Here is a 19,265-nt window from a genome sequence, read left to right on the forward strand (position 1 = left end):
TTTGCCGGGGCTGCAATGCATCTGGACGTGCAGGACCTACGAAATTTTTATTACCGAAGCACCCTTGGGCGCGCGGTTCAAAAGGCTGTGCGTGCCGAAGTGGCCGAATTCTGGCCCGAGGCAAAGGGCCGGACGGTGGTCGGCTATGGCTTTGCGGTGCCGTTCCTGCGTCCCTACCTTGCCGATGCCCGCCGCGTGGTCGGCTTGATGCCTGCCCCGCAGGGGGTGATCGGCTGGCCGCAGGGGATGCCGAATATTTCGGTTTTATGTGAAGAGACCCTCTGGCCGATCGAAACCGGGCATGTCGACAAGCTTTTGGTCGTGCATGGGCTTGAGACCTCCGAACAGCCGGGCGCGTTGCTGGAAGAATGCTGGCGCGTGCTGGGGCCGGGGGGATCGGCGTTGTTCATCGTGCCGAACCGCGCCGGGCTCTGGTCGCGCAGTGACCGCACGCCCTTTGGATTTGGGCGGCCCTATTCCCAAAGCCAGCTTGAAACAGAGCTGAAGTCGCATAATTTCCTGCCCGAGCGGCACGCAACCGCGCTCTATCAGCCGCCTTCGGACAAACCGTTCTGGCGCAAGACCGCCGGCATGTGGGAGCGGATGGGCGCCAAGCTTTCGGTGGTGGCGGCGGGCGGTGTTTTGATGGTCGAGGCCACGAAACGGGTGCAGGCCCCGAGCGGGCCGGGCCTGCGCGACAAGGTGCGCCAGCCTCTGGGGGTGCTGACGCCGCAGCCCGAGGCGAAGCCGGTGTGAGGGGGGGGGCGGCGGCGTGGGTTTCACCCACCCTAAGCGGATTGATGGGCCGGGCGGTCTTGCGGCGATTGTGGCTGATAGCGGTAACGCGGCCTGCGCGATTCAGCGACGTCAGGGAGTGGGGAATCGCAAAATGGTACGAAAAAGTGATCTTTTTACATGGTCAAAATGCGCGCAATAGGTCGCACCTTTGGTAAGTCTTTGAAAATATACGGTATTCGATGGTATACAATGATTTTCGCGCGGCTTGCTAGGTTGGCAAGGCACTGCTATACCGCAGCCGAATTTCGGTGTTTCTTAAATATCATCGCACGCAAACGTCCCCGGAAGCGGCCAAGTTAGGCTTGTCAAACCGGGGCCAGACAATCGGAAGGGTGGACGTGTCCGAACCAGCTTCGATCTCCTCCGGCATCGCCGAGCGCTATGCCACGGCTATTTTCGGGATTTCGAAAGAGAGCAAATCTCTGGCGAAACTTGAAACCAATCTTAACGATCTGGCGCAGGCGCTGGATGAGAGTGCCGATTTGAGCGCGTTGATCAACTCTCCGGTTGTGACACGTGACGAGCAGGGCGCCGTGATGGCCGCCATCGGAAAGAAAATGAAACTTGTCCCAGAGATGCAGAACGGGCTCGGGCTGATGGCTGAAAAGCGTCGCCTGTTTGTCCTGCCCCAGCTGGTGGCCCAGCTGCGCGCGATGATCGCCGAGGACAAGGGCGAAGTGAGTGCCGAAGTGACCAGCGCCAAGGCGCTGACCAAGGTACAAGCAGACAAACTGGCCAAGACGCTGAAAGCGCGTGTCGGCAAGGACGTCAAGATCAATGCGACCGTCGATGAAAGCCTCATTGGCGGTCTTGTCGTTAAAGTGGGCTCGAAGATGATCGACACGTCGATCCGCTCCAAGCTTAATTCCCTTCAGAATTCAATGAAAGAGGTCGGATAAATGGGTATCCAAGCAGCAGAGATTTCTGCGATCCTTAAGGACCAGATCAAGAATTTCGGTCAAGAGGCCGAAGTGGCCGAGATTGGTCGGGTTCTGTCGGTCGGTGACGGTATTGCGCGCGTTCACGGTCTTGACAATGTGCAGGCCGGCGAGCTGGTCGAATTCCCCGGTGGCATCATGGGGATGGCACTTAACCTTGAGGCCGATAACGTCGGCGTCGTGATCTTCGGGTCGGACCGTGAGATCAAGGAAGGCGACACCGTCAAACGGACAAAGTCGATTGTGGACGTTCCGATCGGTGACGGGCTTTTGGGTCGTGTTGTCGACGGCCTTGGCAACCCGCTTGACGGCAAGGGCCCGATCAAGACCAAGACACGCGGCCTGGCCGATGTGAAGGCGCCGGGCATCATCCCGCGTAAATCGGTTCATGAACCGATGGCGACCGGTCTCAAATCGGTTGACGCGATGATCCCGATTGGCCGTGGCCAGCGCGAACTTATCATTGGCGACCGTCAGACCGGCAAGACCGCCGTGGCGCTTGACACCATTCTGAACCAAAAGGTGTATAACGAGGCCGCTGGCGACGACGAAAGCAAAAAGCTGTACTGCGTCTACGTTGCGATTGGCCAGAAGCGGTCGACCGTGGCACAGCTGGTGAAGAAGCTGGAAGAAAGCGGCGCGATCGAATATTCGATCGTTGTGGCGGCGACCGCCTCTGACCCCGCCCCGATGCAGTTTCTCGCGCCGTATTCGGCCACCGCCATGGCCGAGCATTTCCGCGACAATGGCCGTCACGCACTTATCGTTTATGATGACCTTTCCAAGCAGGCCGTTGCCTATCGCCAGATGTCGCTGCTTCTGCGCCGTCCGCCCGGTCGCGAAGCCTATCCTGGGGACGTTTTCTATCTTCACTCCCGCCTGCTGGAGCGGTCGGCCAAGCTGAACGAAGACAACGGCTCGGGCTCGCTCACGGCTCTGCCGATCATCGAAACCCAGGGCGGTGACGTGTCGGCGTTTATTCCCACCAACGTGATTTCGATCACCGACGGTCAGATCTTCCTTGAAACCGAACTGTTCTATCAGGGTGTTCGCCCGGCTGTGAACACCGGTCTGTCGGTCTCGCGGGTTGGCTCTTCGGCACAAACCAACGCGATGAAATCGGTCGCCGGTCCGGTGAAACTTGAGCTTGCTCAGTATCGCGAAATGGCCGCCTTTGCGCAGTTCGGCTCTGACCTTGATGCCTCGACACAGCAGTTGCTGAACCGGGGCGCGCGTCTGACCGAGCTGATGAAGCAGGCCCAGTATTCGCCGCTGACCAACGCCGAGATCGTCTGCGTGATCTATGCCGGTACCAAGGGGTATCTGGACAAGATCGGTGTCGATCAGGTGGGTCGTTTCGAGGCTGGTTTGCTTGGCCATCTGCGCGGCAAACATGCCGATCTGCTGGACTACATCACCAAGGAAGATCCCAAGATCAAGGGTGAGGCCGAGGATAAGATCAAGGCCGCGCTGGACGAATTCGCCGCTGACTTCGCTTAAGGGGAGATAAGGCAATGCCGAACCTCAAGGACCTTAAAAACAGGATCGCGTCGGTCAAATCGACCCGCAAGATCACAAAGGCCATGCAAATGGTTGCCGCGGCGAAACTTCGCCGCGCGCAGGAGGCTGCCGAACAAGCACGTCCTTATGCAGAGCGGTTCAACGCCGTGATGGGTAAGCTGGCGGCATCAGTGGGCGACGCGGAAAACGCGCCGGTCCTGTTGCGCGGCACAGGCGACGACAAGGTGCATCTGCTGATTGTCATGACCGCCGAGCGCGGGCTTTGCGGTGGTTTCAACGCCAATATCGCCAAGCTGGCCAAGGCGCATGCCACCGATCTGCTGGCCGAAGGCAAGACCGTCAAGATCGTGACCGTGGGCAAAAAAGGCCGCGATGCGATGAAACGGGAATACAGCCAGTATTTCGTGGATCATGTCGATCAGTCGGCCATCAAACGCATCGGTTATGGCGATGCGCAGACGGTGGCGGCAAATGTGCTGAAAAGTTTTGACGCCGGCGAATTCGACGTCGCGAAAATCTTTTTCTCGCGCTTCGAGAATGTGGTCAGCCAAATCCCGACCATGCAGCAGATCATTCCTGCTGATGTGAGCGAGGCGGCAGAGGCGGCCGATACCGGCACGTTCTATGATTACGAACCCGACGAGCAGGCGATCCTTGCGGACCTTCTGCCGCGCGGTGTTGCGACGGCCATCTTCAGCGCGATGCTTGAAAATGGCGCATCGGAGCAGGGCGCGCGGATGTCCGCCATGGATAACGCGACACGCAACGCGGGTGAGATGATCGACAAGCTGACAATCGAGTATAACCGCTCGCGTCAGGCCGTGATCACGAACGAGCTTATTGAAATCATTTCGGGCGCGGAAGCGCTTTAAGAAAACCGGAGACGTAAACATGGCAAAAGCAAATGGCAAAGTGACCCAGGTCATCGGCGCCGTGGTGGACGTTCACTTTGACGGCCACCTGCCAGCGATCTTGAACGCGCTGGAAACCGATAACAATGGCAAGACGCTGGTCCTCGAAGTGGCGCAGCACCTTGGTGAGAGCACTGTTCGCACCATCGCGATGGACGCCACCGAAGGTCTGGTGCGCGGTCAGGCCGTGACAGACACCGGCGAGCCGATCTCGGTTCCCGTCGGCAGCGCCACCCTGGGCCGCATCCTGAACGTCATCGGCGAGCCGGTTGACGAACAGGGCCCGGTCAAGGCAGACGAGCGTCGCGCGATCCACCAGCCCGCCCCGGAATTCGCCGAGCAATCGACAGAATCCGTGGTTCTGGAAACCGGCATCAAGGTCGTGGACCTTCTGGCACCCTACGCCAAGGGCGGTAAGATCGGTCTTTTCGGCGGTGCCGGTGTGGGCAAAACCGTTCTGATCATGGAACTGATCAACAACATCGCCAAAGTGCACTCGGGCTTCTCGGTGTTCGCGGGTGTTGGCGAGCGGACCCGTGAAGGCAACGACCTTTATCACGAGATGATTGAATCGGGCGTTATCGTTCCCGACAATCTTCCCGATTCCAAAGTGGCGCTGGTCTATGGTCAGATGAACGAGCCTCCGGGTGCGCGTATGCGGGTTGCCCTGTCGGGTCTGACCCTCGCCGAACAGTTCCGTGACCAGTCGGGCACAGACGTTCTGTTCTTCGTCGACAACATCTTCCGCTTTACGCAAGCGGGCTCCGAGGTGTCGGCGCTTCTGGGCCGTATTCCTTCGGCTGTGGGCTATCAGCCGACGCTGGCCACCGACATGGGCGCCCTGCAAGAACGGATCACCTCGACGAAGGCCGGGTCGATTACCTCGGTTCAGGCGATTTACGTGCCTGCGGATGACTTGACCGACCCCGCGCCGGCCACTTCGTTTGCTCACCTTGACGCCACCACCGTTCTGTCGCGTGCGATCTCCGAACTGGGCATCTACCCCGCCGTTGACCCGCTCGATTCGACATCGCGTCTGATGGATCCTTCGGTGGTTGGTGAAGAGCACTATCAGGTTGCGCGTGACGTTCAGGGCATCCTGCAACGCTATAAATCGCTGCAAGACATCATCGCGATCCTCGGCATGGACGAACTGTCGGAAGAAGACAAACTGACCGTGTCGCGCGCCCGTAAAATTCAGCGCTTCCTGTCGCAGCCGTTCGACGTGGCGAAGGTCTTTACCGGGTCTGACGGCATTCAGGTGCCGCTGGAAGAAACCATTTCGTCGTTCAAGGCGGTTGTGGCGGGTGAATACGATCACCTTCCCGAAGGTGCCTTCTACATGGTTGGCGGTATCAGCGATGTGATCGCCAAAGCCGAACGCATGGCTGCCGACGCGGCCTAGGAAACGCATGTAGCCCCCCGAGCGGACCACAGCATGTGCGCCGCTCGGGCGCTGCATCATCAAGGAGGCCCAAATGGCTGATACAGTGCAATTCGATCTGGTGAGCCCCGAGCGGCTTCTGGCATCGGTCGCCGCCAAAGAGGTGCAGATTCCCGGTGCCGAGGGCGATCTCACGGCCATGGCCGACCATGCGCCGCTGATCACCACGCTGCGCCCCGGTGTTCTGAAGGTTTCAGGCCCCGACGGGAGCCGCGAATATGTCGTCACCGGCGGCTTTGCCGAAATCAGCGGTGACAGCATTTCGGTTCTGGCCGAGCGCGCCATCCCGCGTGAGGACATGACCGCGGAAGAGTTCAAGGCCATGGTGGCCGAGGCGACAGACAAGCTTGCGCATGCGCAGGAGACCTTTGTCAACGAGCCCGGCCCGGTTGACGATGCCGCCAAGCTTTTGGCGGATATGGTGGCAATTGGCGACCACATCGGTCTTTCGGCCAATTAAGACCTTAAGGTCGTGTTATCTAAAGGGGCCGTTCTGCGGCCCTTTTTTCTTTTTCAGTTCTCAATTCTGCCAGAAGCCCTTATTACCAAAGGCCGGACCCAAGAGGCTAAGCCATGAAAATTTTCATCAATCAGGCCATAGGCATTGATCAGGGCGATGATGTGCTGTTTTCGGATTACGAGGACGGTGGGAAAATGTGGACCGGCCATGGCGAGCGTGAGCGGCGCACCAAGGTCGTGTTCAAGACACCGTTCAAATCAGAGCCGGTCGTGCATCTTTCGATGTCACTCTGGGATATGGACAGCGCCACCAATGCGCGCGCCGATGTGACGGCGGAAAAGGTCACCCTGAAGGGATTTGACGTGGTGTTTCGCACCTGGGCCGATACCCGCGTCGCGCGGGTGCGCGTCCGCTGGATGGCGATCGGCGAGGTGTTTCACGAGGACGACTGGCAGGAGATGTATTAGGCCCTCCGCGCGGGCGTGGGTTTCACCCACCCTACGATATTGCGCGCCGTTATCTTGTGATCAGATGCCGAACTGGCCCTCATAGACCGGCTCAAGCGTCGGGGTTTCGAACAGCGACGACACGCTGGTGCCGTTCCAGATGTTCAGGATGGCCTGGGCAAAGACCGGCGCCGTCGGCAGAATGCGGATATTGTGGGCCGCGCGCACGGCGTCATTAGGCGCGATCGTGTCGGTCAGCACCAGCGACTTCATCACCGATTTCTCGACCCGCTCGACCGCCGGGCCGGACATGACACCGTGGCTGATATAGGCGTGTACCTCTGAGGCGCCGTTTTCCATCAAAAGCTCGGCCGCCTTGCAAAGCGTGCCGGCGGTGTCGCACATATCGTCAACGATCAGGCATTTCTTGCCGGTCACATCGCCGATCACGGTCATCTCGGCCACTTCGCCGGCTTTCTCGCGGCGTTTATCGACGATCGAGAGCGGCGCCTCGATCCGTTTGGCCAATTCGCGCGCCCGCGCAACGCCGCCGACATCCGGCGAGACGACCATAAGGTCCTCCATCGCGCCCTTGAACTGCATCATGATATCCAGCGCAAAGATCGGCGAGGCATAGAGGTTATCCACGGGAATGTCGAAAAAGCCCTGAATCTGTGCGGCATGCAGATCCATGGTCAGAACCCGCTCGATCCCCGCCTCAACGATCATATTGGCCACCAGCTTGGCCGAGATCGGCGTGCGCGCCTTGGAGCGGCGATCCTGACGGGCATAGCCGAAATAGGGGATCACGGCGGTGATGCGCCCCGCCGAGGACCGGCGCAGGGCGTCGGCCATGATCAGCAATTCCATCAGGTTGTCATTGGCCGGGTTCGAGGTGGGCTGAATGATGAACATATCCTCGCCGCGCACGTTCTCATAGACCTCGACGAAAATCTCGCCATCGTTGAAGCGTTCCACCCGTGCGTCGACAAGACCCACGTTGACGCCGCGATGCATCGACATTCGCCGGGCGATGGCGGTGGCAAGTGGCATGTTGGCGTTGCCCGAAATGAGCTTGGGTTGCGATGTGGTTGGCATGGTAAAGTCCCCGGCTGTGCAATGTGACAGATTCGTGATGTTGACACCGCTTAGCATGCGCCTAGGGTCAGGCAAAGCTATGCAACGGGAGAGCACGCCAAAATGGCCCATATCGACTATTATTTCTCAACTTTGTCACCCTATGCCTATCTGGCAGGAACCGGGTTGGAGGAAATTGCGGCCAGGCATGGCGCAACGGTGACCTATAAGCCGCTTGATATCATGGCGCTGTTTGCGCGCACCGGGGGCACCCCGCCCGCCGAGCGTCATCCCTCGCGCAATGCCTACCGCGCGCAGGAATTGCCGCGTCAGGCGAAAAAGCGCGGTATGGCGCTTAACCCCAAGCCCGCGCATTGGCCGACCAACCCCGCGCCGTCGTCTTATGCTATCATTGCGGCGCAAAATGCCGGTGGCGGCGATGTCGGGGCTTTGGCGCATGGTATCATGCACGCCTGTTGGGCCGAGGATCGCGATATTGCCGGGGATGATGTGGTGCGCGAGTGCCTTGAAAAGGCCGGGTTCGATCCCAAGCTTGCCGATAGCGGGTTGTTGAGCGGGGCCGAAACCTATGCCCGCAACCTTGAAGAGGCGGTGAATGCCGGTGTCTTTGGGGCGCCCTTTTACGTGGTGGACAGCGGGCAAAGTTTTTGGGGGCAGGACCGCCTCGACGAGCTTGACCTCTCTCTTGCGGGCAAGCTCTGAGCCCATGCCGCGTGCAGTAAAGGCCGGGGTCGAGACCAATTGGACGACCTTCGGGCAGGGGCCGCGCGCGGCGCTGATGATCCATTGCTCGCTGGCCCATAGCGCAAGCTGGGGCGGCATGGCGCGGGGCTTGTCCGGTGCGCTTAGCATGCTGGCATTTGACGTACCGGGCCATGGGCGCAGTGCCGATTGGGAGCCGCGCGGCGAAATCCAAGGGGTCACCACCGCGATCGCGGCCAGCTTTCTGGAGGGGCCAACGGATATCATCGGCCATTCCTTTGGCGGGACGGTGGCCTTGCGGCTGGCGATCGAACGCCCGGATCTGGTGCGCTCTTTGATCCTCTATGAGCCGGTATTTTTCGCCGTGGCGCTTGCCGATCATCCCGAATTGCGCGCGCCCCATGAGGCGGAAATGGCGATGTATTTGCAAGGTATGGCCGCCGGAGATCATTGTCGCGCAGCAGAAGGCTTTGTCCGGCTCTGGGGCGATGGGCGCGACTGGGCGGATATTCCCGAGACGGTCCGCGCCTCGATGGCCGCGCAAATGCCGCTGATCGAGGCGGCGGCGCCTGCGCTTTATGACGATGCGGGCGGCATGCTGGCAAGCGGCGCATTGGAGCGGATCACGGCGCCAACGCTGTTGCTGGAGGGCAATCGCTCACCGACGATCATCGCAGCGATCAACGAGGGGCTGGCGGCGCGTATCGACCGGGTCGAACGCTCGGTGATCGTTGGCGCCGGGCATATGGGGCCGATCACCCACCCCGAGCAGGTCAGCTCCGAGGTGCTGCGCTTTCTCGGCTGGACTTGAGGCGGGACTCATCCGGTTCTTGCGTGCTGGCCTCGCGAGGCGCGCGCGCAAGGGCGCGAAGAGCAGCGTGTCAGCCACGCGCGACGTTGAGGAAGGTGGTGATCTGGTCCTCGCTGATCGACCAGTCGCAGACCAGCCGCATCATAAGCGGCTCGTCACCGGGGCCATTTTCAAGCGGACCATGATAGAGACCATAGACGGCCCCCGCCGCCTTGAGGCGCTGATGGGTGGCGCGCGGCAGGGTGGCGAAGATCATGTTCACCTCCGGCTCGACCACAAAGGTGGCCTCCGGTATTTCGCGCAGGCCCGCCACCAGCATCGCGGCGCGGGCATTGGCGATTTGCGCCAGCTCAAGCCACAGATCACCCTCTAGATACCCAAGCATCTGTGCCGATAAGAACCGGTGTTTCGAGAACAGATGCGCCGAGCGTTTGCGCCGCAGCTCGAATTCCCAGGCGTTTTCGGGGTTGAAAAAGATCACCGCCTCGACCCCGAGACAGCCGTTCTTGGTGCCGCCCATGCTGACCGCGTCGATCCCGGCCTTCCAGGTCATGTCGGCAGGGCTGCATCCAAGGGCGGCCACCGCATTGGCAAAGCGCGCGCCGTCAAGATAGGTCGGTAGCCCGTGATCACGCGCCACGCGGGTCAGCGCAGCCAGTTCCTCGCAGCTATAGATCCGGCCGCGTTCGGTGGCTTGGGTCAGGGCCAGCGGCCCGTGCTGGGCCACATGCACATCGCCCTTGGGCCAGTTGGCAATCGCCGCCTCAAGATCGGCGGGCGTCATCTTGTCGCCCTCACCTGTCAGGCTAAGCTTGGCACCGCCGGTAAAGAACTCGGGCGCGTTGCATTCATCGGTGTGGATATGGGCCAGCGGCGTGCAAAACACCGTCTGCCAGGGCTGTGACAGGGTGGCCAGCGCCAGGGCATTCGCCGCCGTGCCGGTCGCCACAAGGTAAACGCTGGCTTGCGGCGCCTCAAACAGGGTGCGGATATGGTCGCGTACCTGGTCCATCAACGCGTCATCGCCGTAAGAGGGCTGAAACCCTGTATTGGCGGCGGCCATGGCGGCCATTACCGAGGGGTGCGCGGGGCCGGTATTGTCAGAGCCAAAAAACATCAGAGTGGTTCCTCGATGATATGATCTTCCCAGTCGTCTTCGGAAATCTCGAACTCGGGCAGGGTGCGCGATTGCATCGACACGCGCGCGTCATGCACGCTTTGCTCATCGCCAGAGATCAGCGGATGCCAGTCGTACAACGGCTTGCCCTGATGCAAGAGTTTGTAGGCGCAGGTTTCGGGCATCCAGTAGAGATGACTGTCAAGGTTCTGCGGGCTAAGCGAGATGCATTCGGGCACGAATTGATGGCGGATCGGGTATTGCGAACAGCGACAGGTGGTATCGTCAAACAGCCGACAGGCAATGCGGGTCAGCACCACTTCGCCGCTGTCTTCATCCTCAAGCTTGTTCATGCAGCATTTGCCACAGCCATCGCAAAGCGCTTCCCATTCGGCCTGGGTCATGCGCTCAAGCGGCGTGGTCTTCCAGAACCCGGGGCGCAGGCCGCTGCGTTCAATCGGGTCGCTCATAGGGCGGCCAGGATTTGGCGCGCACGCAGGCAATCGGTGTCCATCTGGGCGATAAAGGCCTCAAGGCTGTCAAAGGTTTCTTCCGGGCGCAGGTACTCAACCAGACCGACAGACAGGTCGGTGCCATAAAGATCGCCGGAAAAGTCGAAAATGAAGGTTTCCAGATTGGCGACCTCACCGTTGAACATTGGCCGCACCCCAAGCGAGGCAGCGCCGTGATAGGTGCCCTTGTGCGGCCCGTCAAGCACATCGACCAGCACCGCATAAACGCCGAATTTCGGCGGATGAAGCCCGGCAATCGACATGTTCGCGGTAGGATAGCCAAGCCCGCGACCGCGCTGTTCGCCGCCTATGACCGGGCCCTCGATGCGGTGCCAGTGGCCCAGCATATCGGCGGCGCTGCGCGGTTCGCCCTCGGACAAGGCGCGCCGGATCGCGGTCGAAGAGACCTGCCCGGCATCGCCTTCCAGTAGCCGAGCGATGGTCACGCCAAAGCCCATCTCGGCGCCAAACGCCTCAAGATCGGCGGCATTGCCAGCGCGCCCCTTGCCAAAGCAGAAATCGGCGCCGACCACCACATGACGCAGGCCGAGACCGTCGCTTATGACGTTGCGGGCAAATTCCCCTGGGGTCAGGGCGCTGAGGGCGGCGTTGAAGTTGATCTCGTAAAGCCGCTCGACCCCGAGCTTTTCAAGCCGGTGCGCGCGCGCCTCTGGCCCCATCAGGCGAAAGGGCGGTGCGTCGGGGGCGAAATATTCGCGCGGGTGTGGCTCGAACGTCAGAATGCCAAGCGGGGCGTTGATCTTGGCCCCAGCCGCACGGGCGATGTCGATTACCGAACGGTGGCCAAGATGCACGCCATCGAAATTGCCGATGGCGGCGCTGGCGCCGCGATCGGCCTGGGTGACATACTGGAAATCCCGGATGATACGCATGGCGCTAGGCCTAGCGCCGCCCGGCCTTGGGTGCAAGCCTGAACACGCCCTCAGCCCGCAGAGGTGCGCCCCTGATGGAGCGCGATGGCCATGACAATATAGATCAGCATCAGCAAGGCGAATGTCCCGGTCAGAAACAGCAGCAGCGCGGCCATCATCCCAGGCATGGCGGCGGTCATCGGCAGGGCCTGCGTGATCGCGCCGGGCAGGGCGCCGGTGGCAAGCGTGACCCCGACTGTGGCCCCAAACCATGCCAGCATCGCCCCAAGCCCAAGCCATAGCGTTGCCCCAAGCGCGCCGCGCCGCACCTTGAGGCCCCGGCGAAACGCCGCGATCTGGCGCGCAAGGTCCTGTTGCATGGCGATCAGGGCGGGCACGACCAGCAGCACCAGCAACATGCCAAAGCCAAGCCCATAGACCAACGTGATCACCGTCGGTTTCAGGAATTGCGCCTGCGTCGAGCGTTCAAACAGCAACGGTGCAAGCCCCAGAACTGTGGTAAGTGTGGTCAAAAGCACCGGGCGAAGCCGGTCGGCGACCCCGTCGATGATCGCAGGAACGATACCGCGTTCGCGGGCATATTCGTCAATCGAGGTCACCAGAACGATGGAATCGTTGATGATGATCCCGGTCATGCCCAAAAGACCGACCACCGTGAACATGCTCAGCGGCACATTCCATTGCGCATGGCCATAAATGGTGCCGACAAGGCCAAAGGGAATGATCGCCATCACCACCAGGGGCCGGGTCCAGCTTGCAAAGACCAGCGACAGCACAAGGTAAATCCCCAGAAGCGTCATGATCAGCCCAAGCCGGGCGTCGGCCATGAATTCATCCTCTTGCTCAGAGAGGCCGCCAAGGCGCCATTCGACCTGAAATTCGCTGGCCACCCCGGGCAGGATTTCACTTCTTAAAAGCTCGGCGATCTCACTGGCGCGGGCCGGGTCATCCTCGGAGATATCGCCGGTTACATTGATCAGCCGCAGACCGTTTTCGCGCCGCACGGTGGAAAATCCGGTGCGCTGTGTCACGCTTACGATATCGGCCAGCAGAACATAGTCGCCATCCGGCGTGCGCAATTGCATCCGCTCGATGAAATCCGCGCTCAATTCGCCTTCGGGCAATTCGACCCGCACCTCGGCAGAGCGCGTGCCGTCGGGATAGGTCGCGGCCTCGATCCCGCCGACGCGGTGGCGCAACACCCGGCCCAGATCGTCAATCGAAAAGCCAAGCGCCTGGCCCTGCGGGGTCAGTTCAAGGATCAGCTCTTCCTTGTCATAGGCAAGGTTGTCCTCGACCGCCGAAACCTCGGGAAAGCGGGAGAGCGCGGTTTTAAGCGCCTCGGCGGCGGATTTGAGGATCTCGGCGCTGGAGCCATAAAACTGCACATCAAGCGCGTCACCACCGGGGCCGGAACGCGCGCCGCGAAAGCTCAGGGTTTCGACCAACGGATGACGCTCGACCCGGTCCTGAAGGTCGGCGACAAAGGCAAAGCTTGAATAGGGGCGCAAATCGGCGTCGATCAATTCGATCGTGATGCCACCAAGCAAATCGGCGTCCTTGCTGTCGGATCCGGCAAGCCCGCGCCCGGCGGTGCCACCGATCTGGGTGATCACGTAATCCAGCGGATTGGTGCCATACTCGGCCTCGTATTCGGCGCCAAGCGCCTCGGTGGCGCGCTGCATTTCGCGCATCATGGCAAGGGTGTCATCGCGGGTTGCACCGGCGGTCATGGCGAAATTGCCGCTGACGCTGCCGCGTTCGGGGGCGTTGAAAAAGCGCCAGGTGACATCGCCGCGAATGAACGCTGCCGCCTGCAGCGCCAGCAGTAGAATGGCGGCGGCAAGCACCACATAGCGCGCCCGGATCACCAACGCGATCAGCGGGCGAAACGCGCGGTCGCGAAACCAGCCAAAGCCGTGATTGACCACCCGGCTTGGTACGTCATACCAATGCCGCCGCCCGGAATGCGCCAGAGCATGGGCCATGTGATTGGGCAGGATCAGGAAACACTCGATCAGGCTCGCGATCAGCACGGCGATCACGGTGAAGGGGATATCATAGATCAGATCGCCAAACCGCCCGCCAATCACCGCCAGCCCGAAGAAGGCAATCAATGTGGTCAGCGTGGCGGCAAACACCGGAAGCGCCATGCGTCCGGCGGCGCGTTCGGCGGCCACCATCGGCGGCTCGCCAAGTTTGCGCAGGCGCGCATCGGCATGTTCGCCCACCACGATGGCGTCATCGACCACGATGCCAAGGGTGATGATCAGCGCGAAAAGCGAGATCATGTTGATCGTAAGACCAGCGGCAAACATAAGCGCCATCGCCGCCATGAGAGCCACGGGAATGCCCGCCGCCACCCAGAACGCGGTGCGCGCATTGAGAAACAGGAACAACAGCCCGACCACAAGCGCGAGCCCAGTCAGCGCATTGTCGAGCAGCATCGAGATGCGCCCCGAGATCGCCTCGGCGCGGGTGCGGATAAGGCTGATGTCGACGCCCTCGGGCAGCGTCTCGGCCATCTGATCGGCGAGGGTTTGAACCTTGGCCTGAATATCAAGCGCGTCGCCGCGCGCCGAGCGATCGACACGCACGGTGATGGCCGGTTCATCGCCGACGAAATAGGCCACCTCGCGGGTCACCCCCTTGACGCGCACGCGCGCCACATCGCCCACAGTCAGCGACGAGCCGTCGGGGTTGGAACGCAGCACCACATCGGCAAGCTGATCGGGGCTTCGCTTTTCGACGCCGGTGCGCACGCGGGTGTTGGCGCCGGTCATGTCGCCGGCCGGGTCGGCGGTGATTTCGGCGGCAAGGGCGGCGGCGATCTCGGCCATGGTGATATCGTTGGCGATCAGGCTGGTCGAGGGCACCTCGATGATGGTTTCAGGGGCCGCGACGCCCTGGATCGTGGTCCGGGTCACGCCCGCATCAAACAGGCGGATCACAAACTCATCGGCCAGAAGCGCAAGCTGCTGCGTGCCCACCGGGCCGGTGATCACCACATCGGTCACCTGATCGCGCCAGGCGCCGCGCCGCACCACCGGCTCTTCGGCCTCATCGGGCAGGGTGGTGATGGTATCGAGCGCACCCTGCACCTCGTCGGCGGCGCGCCCCATATCCCAGCCGGGTTCGAATTCGAGCAGAAGCGTTGCACTGTTTTCGCGGCTGCTCGCGCTGGAGCTTTCAACGCCTTCGACCGCCAGTAGCGCGGGTTCGAGAAGCTGGACAATCGCGTTGTCGACATCCTCGGCGCTGGCGCCCTCCCAGAGAACCGAGACGCTTATGTTGTCGATTACCACATCGGGAAAGAACTGCGCGCGCATGCGCGGCAGGGCGGCAAGGCCAAGCGCCAGCATCACCACCAGCAAGAGGTTCGCCGCCGTGCGGTGGCGGGTGAAGTAGGACAGGATGCCCTGCAACGGGCCGGTGGGCGCGCCCTGCATGGGTTAACCCCCGATCCGGCGTTCCAGCCGCTCGACCATGGCGACGGGAACGCGGGGTTTGTCGAGCTGGCCCAAAAGCCGCTCTTTCACGGCGGCGGACATGTCATTGCTGGATTGCACGAAGGACACCAGCCGCGCGCGCCGATCCGGGGTCAGTTCAACCAGATCGGCGGTTTTTACCGCGCCCTCGTCGCCCTCTTGCGTGGCCGCCTCGGGCGAGAGGCGGCGCACCTTGATGCCGGGGCCAAGCACCGGGGTACGCTGGTTCACCACCTCGCGGCCCGCAAGCCCCGGCGCGCGCACAAGGATATCGTTGCCCTGACGGCGCAACAGGGTGACGGCGAAGGGGGCAAGCCGATCCTCCTTGCCCAGCACCAGAACCGCGCCATCCGCGCCAAGCGCTGCGGCCGGCAGACGCGTGACGCGCTCCAGCGGGGGCTCATTGATGCGTACCGTGACGAAATCGCCGGGCTTCATCGTCGGCGCCTTGTCCAGCGTGGCAAAGACAAGCCGTCCGGTGCGGCCCTCGCCGACGGCGGCGCTGTCGCGCGAAATCCGCCCTGTGGCCGTCAGTTCAAGGCCGAAAACATCAAGACTGACCCGGACCGGCGCGCCAATCAGTGCGCCCTGCTCATCCAGAAGCCGGGCATATTGCGGGGTCGAGACGCGAAACGCGACCTCAAGCGCGGCGGCATCGACCAGTTGGGCCAGCTGTTCGTTGGCCGAAACAAGCCGCCCCTCGACCACGCTCACATCGCTGAGCGTGCCGCTGAAATCGGCGGTGATGCGGGTCTCGTCAAGGCGGCGCTCGGCCTCGGAGAGCAACAGTTCGGCGCGCGCAAGATCGGTGGCGGCGCGGTCAATGCGGGCCTCGGCGAGGGCAAGCGCCTGACGGCTGCCAAGCACCGATTGGCGGGCCTGTGCGGCGGCCAGTTCGGCGGTCTCGACGGTGGCGGTGGTGCCCACGCCGCGCGTTTCCAGGTCACGCTGGCGGGCCAGGGCGCGCTCTTGCAGGGCGAATTGATCGCGCGCCGCCTCAAGCTCGTCGCGCGCCAGGTCAAGCGCGCGGGCGGCTTCGCGTTGCTCGGCCTCGGCGTCCATCCGGTCGGCGCGGGCGCGATCGCGTGCGGTTTGCGCATCGGCGGGGTCGATCCGGGCCAGAAACTGCCCGGCGCGCACCTGTCCGCCCTCGACGAAATCGGGCGACAATTCGGTGATGATTCCGCTGGCCTGGGTGCGCAACTCAAGCGTGCGGCGGCTTTGAACCTGGCCAAAGGCAGTCAGGACCGGGGCAATGCTGGATTCTTGCGCAAGGGTGGTGTGCACGGCAAAGACGCGCTCGCGCCGATCGGGCTGGCGCGGTTCTTTGGACATGCGTTCAGAGACGGCGCTGACCACGGTCTGCCCGGCATAGGCCAAAAGCCCCAGGGTAAGCGATAAAAGGAACAGCCCCGTCAGGCACTGGCGCAAAAACCGCATGAAACGCAACCTCTTGATATGGCCCGCACCGCGACCGGGCCCATTTGGAATGTAACCCTGACTGGTGAAATGCCAAGCGTCCTGAGTGTTATACGCGGGCGCGGGTCATTTCCGTCGCTGGTGTTCGTCAAGGCGCGGCATGATCTCGACGAAGTTGCAGGGGCGATGGCGGTAATCAAGCTGAAGCTTGAGGATTTCATCCCAGGCATCGCGGCAGGCGCCGGGGCTTCCGGGCAGGGCAAAGAGGTAAGTGCCCCCCGCAACGCCGCCGGTGGCGCGGCTTTGCACGGCACTGGTGCCGATCTTGGCCATGCTGACCATGGTAAAGACGGTGCCGAAGGCGTCGATTTCCTTTTCATAGACATCGCGATGTGCCTCGACGGTGACATCGCGCCCGGTCAGGCCGGTGCCGCCGGTCGAGATCACCACGTCAACGTCATCCTGCGCGATCCAGTCACGCAGATGGGCGGCGATCTGATCGCGTTCATCGCGCACGACCATGCGGTCTGCAAGGATGTGACCGGCGGCCTCGATCCGCTCGACAAGGAGTGCGCCGGATTTATCCTCGGTGATGTCGCGGGTGTCGCTCACGGTAAGAACGGCGATGCGCACGGGGATGAAGTCTTTGGTGTCGTCAATGCGGGACATGGGTGTCAGCTCCGTTCCAGAAGGGCAAGGCGGGCGGCCAGGGCGGTAAAGATCACCGCCGATATCGCGCCAAGCCCACGCGAAAAGCGCGCCGAGGTGGCCATGCGGCGGCCAAGCGAGCCGGCAAAGACGCCCACCGCGCCGTTGATGAAAAAACCGCCGATCGCAAGCACCATCCCGAAGATCAGGAACTGTGGCAGGATCGCGCCGCGCGCCGGGTCAACAAATTGTGGCACAAAGGCCAGCACGAAAAGGATCACCTTGGGATTGGTGAGATTGACAAGCATGCCGGTCCGAAAGGCGCGGGCCATCCCAAGGGGCGGTGCATCCGGGCGCAGGGGACGCGCGCGCAATGCGCTCACCGCAAGCCACAAAAGATAGGCCACGCCAATCCAGCGGATCACGTCAAAAAGCCAGGGCAATGCAGCGACCATAGCCCCAAGGCCAAGCCCCGCCAGCATGACATGCACAACCCCACCTGCCGCAATACCGGCGCTGGCCGCCACGGCCGCACGTGGGCCAGAGCGCAGGCCAAGCCCAAGGCAGAACATCATATCCGCCCCCGGCGTGAGGTTGAGGGCAAGCCCCGCCGGGATAAAGGCCAGAAGAACAAGCGGGTCGATGATCATGGGGTGACCTCGAACCAATTGGCGGTCGGGCCAAGATTGACGACGCGGGTGGCGCCGATCTGGCCGCTGCTGCCCCAGCTGTCATGGATATGGCCGCAAACCGCGAGGCGCGGTTGAAGACGCTCAATCGCCGCGCGGATCGCGGTTGAGCCGACCGATTGCCCGGCCGAGGTGACATCGCATAGGCCCTTGGGCGGCGCATGCAGGATCAGGATATCGGCGGCGGCGCAGGGGGCCAGCATCTCACTCGCGCGCTCTTCGGAGAGATCACAGGACCAGGCGCCAAACGGCGTTTCCGGCACGCCATAGCCCAGCCCGAAAAGGTGCAGTTCGCCGATTTCGGTGCCCGTGCCATGCAAGACGGTCATATTCGGCAGGGCGGCGGCGGTCAGTTCAGGCGCGCTTTCGGCATTGCCGGGGACCGCCACCATCGGGGCCGTGATCGCGCGCAAAAGATCCATCGCCTCGTCAATCCCCTGACGCATGTTGCAAAAATCGCCTGCACCGATGACAAGGTCGGCGTGCACGCTGGCCGCGACAAGATCGGCGGCGCGGGCCCGCGACAGGTGCAGGTCGGAAAAGGCGAGGATTTTCATGCGCTACCCCGAAGCCGCGCTTGAAGCGACAGAAGATCGGCCCATGCCTCGCGCTTGGCCGAGGGGGTGCGCAACAGATAGGCCGGATGCACCATCGGCAGCGCCGGTTTGCCATAGGCGCTTGTCCAGGTGCCGCGCAACCGGGTGATGCCGCGTTTCCCAAGGCCCGCATCACAGCTTATGTTGCCCATCAACACCACGAGGTCGGGATTGGCAAGTTCGACATGGCGCGCCACAAAGGGGCGCATCATCGCTATCTCTTCCGCGGTGGGATCGCGGTTCTGTGGCGGCCGCCAGGGCAGCACATTGGTGATGTAAATCCCGTGCTCGGGGCGTTCGGGCGCACGGCCAAGGCCGATGGCCGCGAACATCCGATCCAAAAGTTGACCGGCGCGGCCCACGAAAGGGCGGCCCTCGCGATCCTCGTCGCGCCCCGGCGCCTCGCCGATGATCATCACGCGCGCGCCTGCCACCCCGTCGCAAAACACCAGATTGCGCGCGCCGCGTTGCAGATCACAATGTGGAAAAGCGGCCAGGGCCGATTTCAGACCGTCAAGCGAGCCCGCGTTGGCGGTGGCGGATTTGGCGACAGTGACAGGATCAATGGTCGGTTCGGGGCCTGGCGCAACCGGCCCGTCGACACGCGCTGGAGACGCGGCAACGGCCGGTTTGGCGGATTTTTCCGGCAGCTCATAGCGGTTGACCGGTGTGTCGCCAATCGCCTCGGTTGCGCCAAGTTCGATTTGCCACGCCAAAAGCGCCTTTGCGTCATGATATCCAAGGACCGATTCCATATTTGCAAGCTACCTCGGG

General features: G+C 62.3%; 19 protein-coding genes. 9 read left to right on the forward strand and 10 right to left on the reverse strand.

The features are described from left to right. Positions 1-15 precede the first annotated feature (15 nt). The 7 genes from BMZ91_RS16700 (at position 16) to BMZ91_RS16730 (ending at position 6,539) form a co-directional block, all read left to right on the forward strand. Complete coding sequence (locus tag BMZ91_RS16700) at positions 16-756, forward strand: methyltransferase domain-containing protein (RefSeq protein ID WP_092841319.1); 741 nt, start codon at positions 16-18, stop codon at positions 754-756. Positions 757-1,130: 374 nt separating this feature from the next. Next, positions 1,131-1,697 carry a F0F1 ATP synthase subunit delta gene (locus tag BMZ91_RS16705; RefSeq protein WP_092841321.1) on the forward strand — a complete coding sequence of 189 codons (567 nt, stop codon included), beginning with the start codon at positions 1,131-1,133 and terminating at the stop codon, positions 1,695-1,697. Beyond that, entirely contained in the window at positions 1,698-3,236 is a 1,539-nt protein-coding gene (gene atpA / locus BMZ91_RS16710) for a F0F1 ATP synthase subunit alpha (RefSeq protein ID WP_092841323.1), read from the forward strand. It abuts the gene before it with no gap. 14 nt (positions 3,237-3,250) lie between these two features. Next, positions 3,251-4,129, forward strand: a complete 879-nt coding sequence (locus BMZ91_RS16715) for a F0F1 ATP synthase subunit gamma (RefSeq protein ID WP_092841325.1) — start codon at positions 3,251-3,253, stop codon at positions 4,127-4,129. A 19-nt stretch (positions 4,130-4,148) separates the two neighbouring features. Beyond that, entirely contained in the window at positions 4,149-5,573 is a 1,425-nt protein-coding gene (gene atpD / locus BMZ91_RS16720; RefSeq protein ID WP_092841327.1) for a F0F1 ATP synthase subunit beta, read from the forward strand. A gap of 73 nt (positions 5,574-5,646) precedes the next feature. Further along, on the forward strand, positions 5,647-6,072 hold the full coding sequence (locus tag BMZ91_RS16725) for a F0F1 ATP synthase subunit epsilon (RefSeq protein WP_092841329.1): 426 nt from the start codon (positions 5,647-5,649) through the stop codon (positions 6,070-6,072). Between the two features lie 113 nt (positions 6,073-6,185). Further along, a complete protein-coding gene (locus tag BMZ91_RS16730; protein WP_092841331.1) occupies positions 6,186-6,539 on the forward strand; it encodes an H-type lectin domain-containing protein in 354 nt (117 codons plus the stop codon). Positions 6,540-6,599: 60 nt separating this feature from the next. Here BMZ91_RS16730 and BMZ91_RS16735 read toward each other — a convergent pair whose 3' ends face one another. Further along, positions 6,600-7,616: a ribose-phosphate pyrophosphokinase gene (locus tag BMZ91_RS16735; protein WP_092841333.1), complete on the reverse strand. Its 1,017-nt coding sequence runs from the start codon at positions 7,614-7,616 to the stop codon at positions 6,600-6,602. A 102-nt stretch (positions 7,617-7,718) separates the two neighbouring features. Between BMZ91_RS16735 and BMZ91_RS16740 the strand changes: the two genes are divergently transcribed. Further along, positions 7,719-8,318: a 2-hydroxychromene-2-carboxylate isomerase gene (locus BMZ91_RS16740; RefSeq protein WP_092841335.1), complete on the forward strand. Its 600-nt coding sequence runs from the start codon at positions 7,719-7,721 to the stop codon at positions 8,316-8,318. A 4-nt stretch (positions 8,319-8,322) separates the two neighbouring features. Continuing rightward, positions 8,323-9,129: an alpha/beta fold hydrolase gene (locus BMZ91_RS16745; RefSeq protein ID WP_092841337.1), complete on the forward strand. Its 807-nt coding sequence runs from the start codon at positions 8,323-8,325 to the stop codon at positions 9,127-9,129. A gap of 70 nt (positions 9,130-9,199) precedes the next feature. Here the strand turns inward: BMZ91_RS16745 and BMZ91_RS16750 are convergent, their stop codons facing one another. The 9 genes from BMZ91_RS16750 to BMZ91_RS16790 all read right to left on the reverse strand — a co-directional run bounded on the left by BMZ91_RS16750 (position 9,200) and on the right by BMZ91_RS16790 (position 19,246). Beyond that, positions 9,200-10,246 carry a threonine aldolase family protein gene (locus tag BMZ91_RS16750; RefSeq protein ID WP_092841339.1) on the reverse strand — a complete coding sequence of 349 codons (1,047 nt, stop codon included), beginning with the start codon at positions 10,244-10,246 and terminating at the stop codon, positions 9,200-9,202. Further along, on the reverse strand, positions 10,246-10,716 hold the full coding sequence (locus BMZ91_RS16755) for a YcgN family cysteine cluster protein (RefSeq protein ID WP_092841345.1): 471 nt from the start codon (positions 10,714-10,716) through the stop codon (positions 10,246-10,248). Before BMZ91_RS16755 ends, BMZ91_RS16750 begins: the two co-directional genes overlap by 1 nt. After that, positions 10,713-11,651 carry a bifunctional riboflavin kinase/FAD synthetase gene (locus BMZ91_RS16760; protein ID WP_092841347.1) on the reverse strand — a complete coding sequence of 313 codons (939 nt, stop codon included), beginning with the start codon at positions 11,649-11,651 and terminating at the stop codon, positions 10,713-10,715. Before BMZ91_RS16760 ends, BMZ91_RS16755 begins: the two co-directional genes overlap by 4 nt. A gap of 50 nt (positions 11,652-11,701) precedes the next feature. Then, the gene (locus BMZ91_RS16765; protein ID WP_092841348.1) at positions 11,702-15,100 is read right to left on the reverse strand and encodes an efflux RND transporter permease subunit; all 3,399 of its coding nucleotides are present in this window, start codon (positions 15,098-15,100) and stop codon (positions 11,702-11,704) included. A gap of 3 nt (positions 15,101-15,103) precedes the next feature. Beyond that, entirely contained in the window at positions 15,104-16,579 is a 1,476-nt protein-coding gene (locus BMZ91_RS16770) for an efflux RND transporter periplasmic adaptor subunit (RefSeq protein ID WP_092841350.1), read from the reverse strand. Between the two features lie 105 nt (positions 16,580-16,684). After that, positions 16,685-17,227, reverse strand: coding sequence for a molybdenum cofactor biosynthesis protein B (gene moaB / locus BMZ91_RS16775; RefSeq protein WP_073196823.1), 543 nt, complete (start codon positions 17,225-17,227; stop codon positions 16,685-16,687). 5 nt (positions 17,228-17,232) lie between these two features. After that, positions 17,233-17,856, reverse strand: a complete 624-nt coding sequence (locus BMZ91_RS16780; RefSeq protein ID WP_092841352.1) for a LysE family translocator — start codon at positions 17,854-17,856, stop codon at positions 17,233-17,235. Next, positions 17,853-18,452, reverse strand: a complete 600-nt coding sequence (locus tag BMZ91_RS16785) for a metallophosphoesterase family protein (RefSeq protein WP_092841354.1) — start codon at positions 18,450-18,452, stop codon at positions 17,853-17,855. The genes BMZ91_RS16780 and BMZ91_RS16785 overlap by 4 nt, the downstream gene beginning before the upstream one ends. After that, positions 18,449-19,246 carry a uracil-DNA glycosylase gene (locus BMZ91_RS16790; RefSeq protein ID WP_092841356.1) on the reverse strand — a complete coding sequence of 266 codons (798 nt, stop codon included), beginning with the start codon at positions 19,244-19,246 and terminating at the stop codon, positions 18,449-18,451. Before BMZ91_RS16790 ends, BMZ91_RS16785 begins: the two co-directional genes overlap by 4 nt. Positions 19,247-19,265: the final 19 nt, after the last annotated feature.

It is taken from the genome of Roseovarius lutimaris, assembly GCF_900115165.1.
Classification (GTDB): domain Bacteria; phylum Pseudomonadota; class Alphaproteobacteria; order Rhodobacterales; family Rhodobacteraceae; genus Roseovarius; species Roseovarius lutimaris.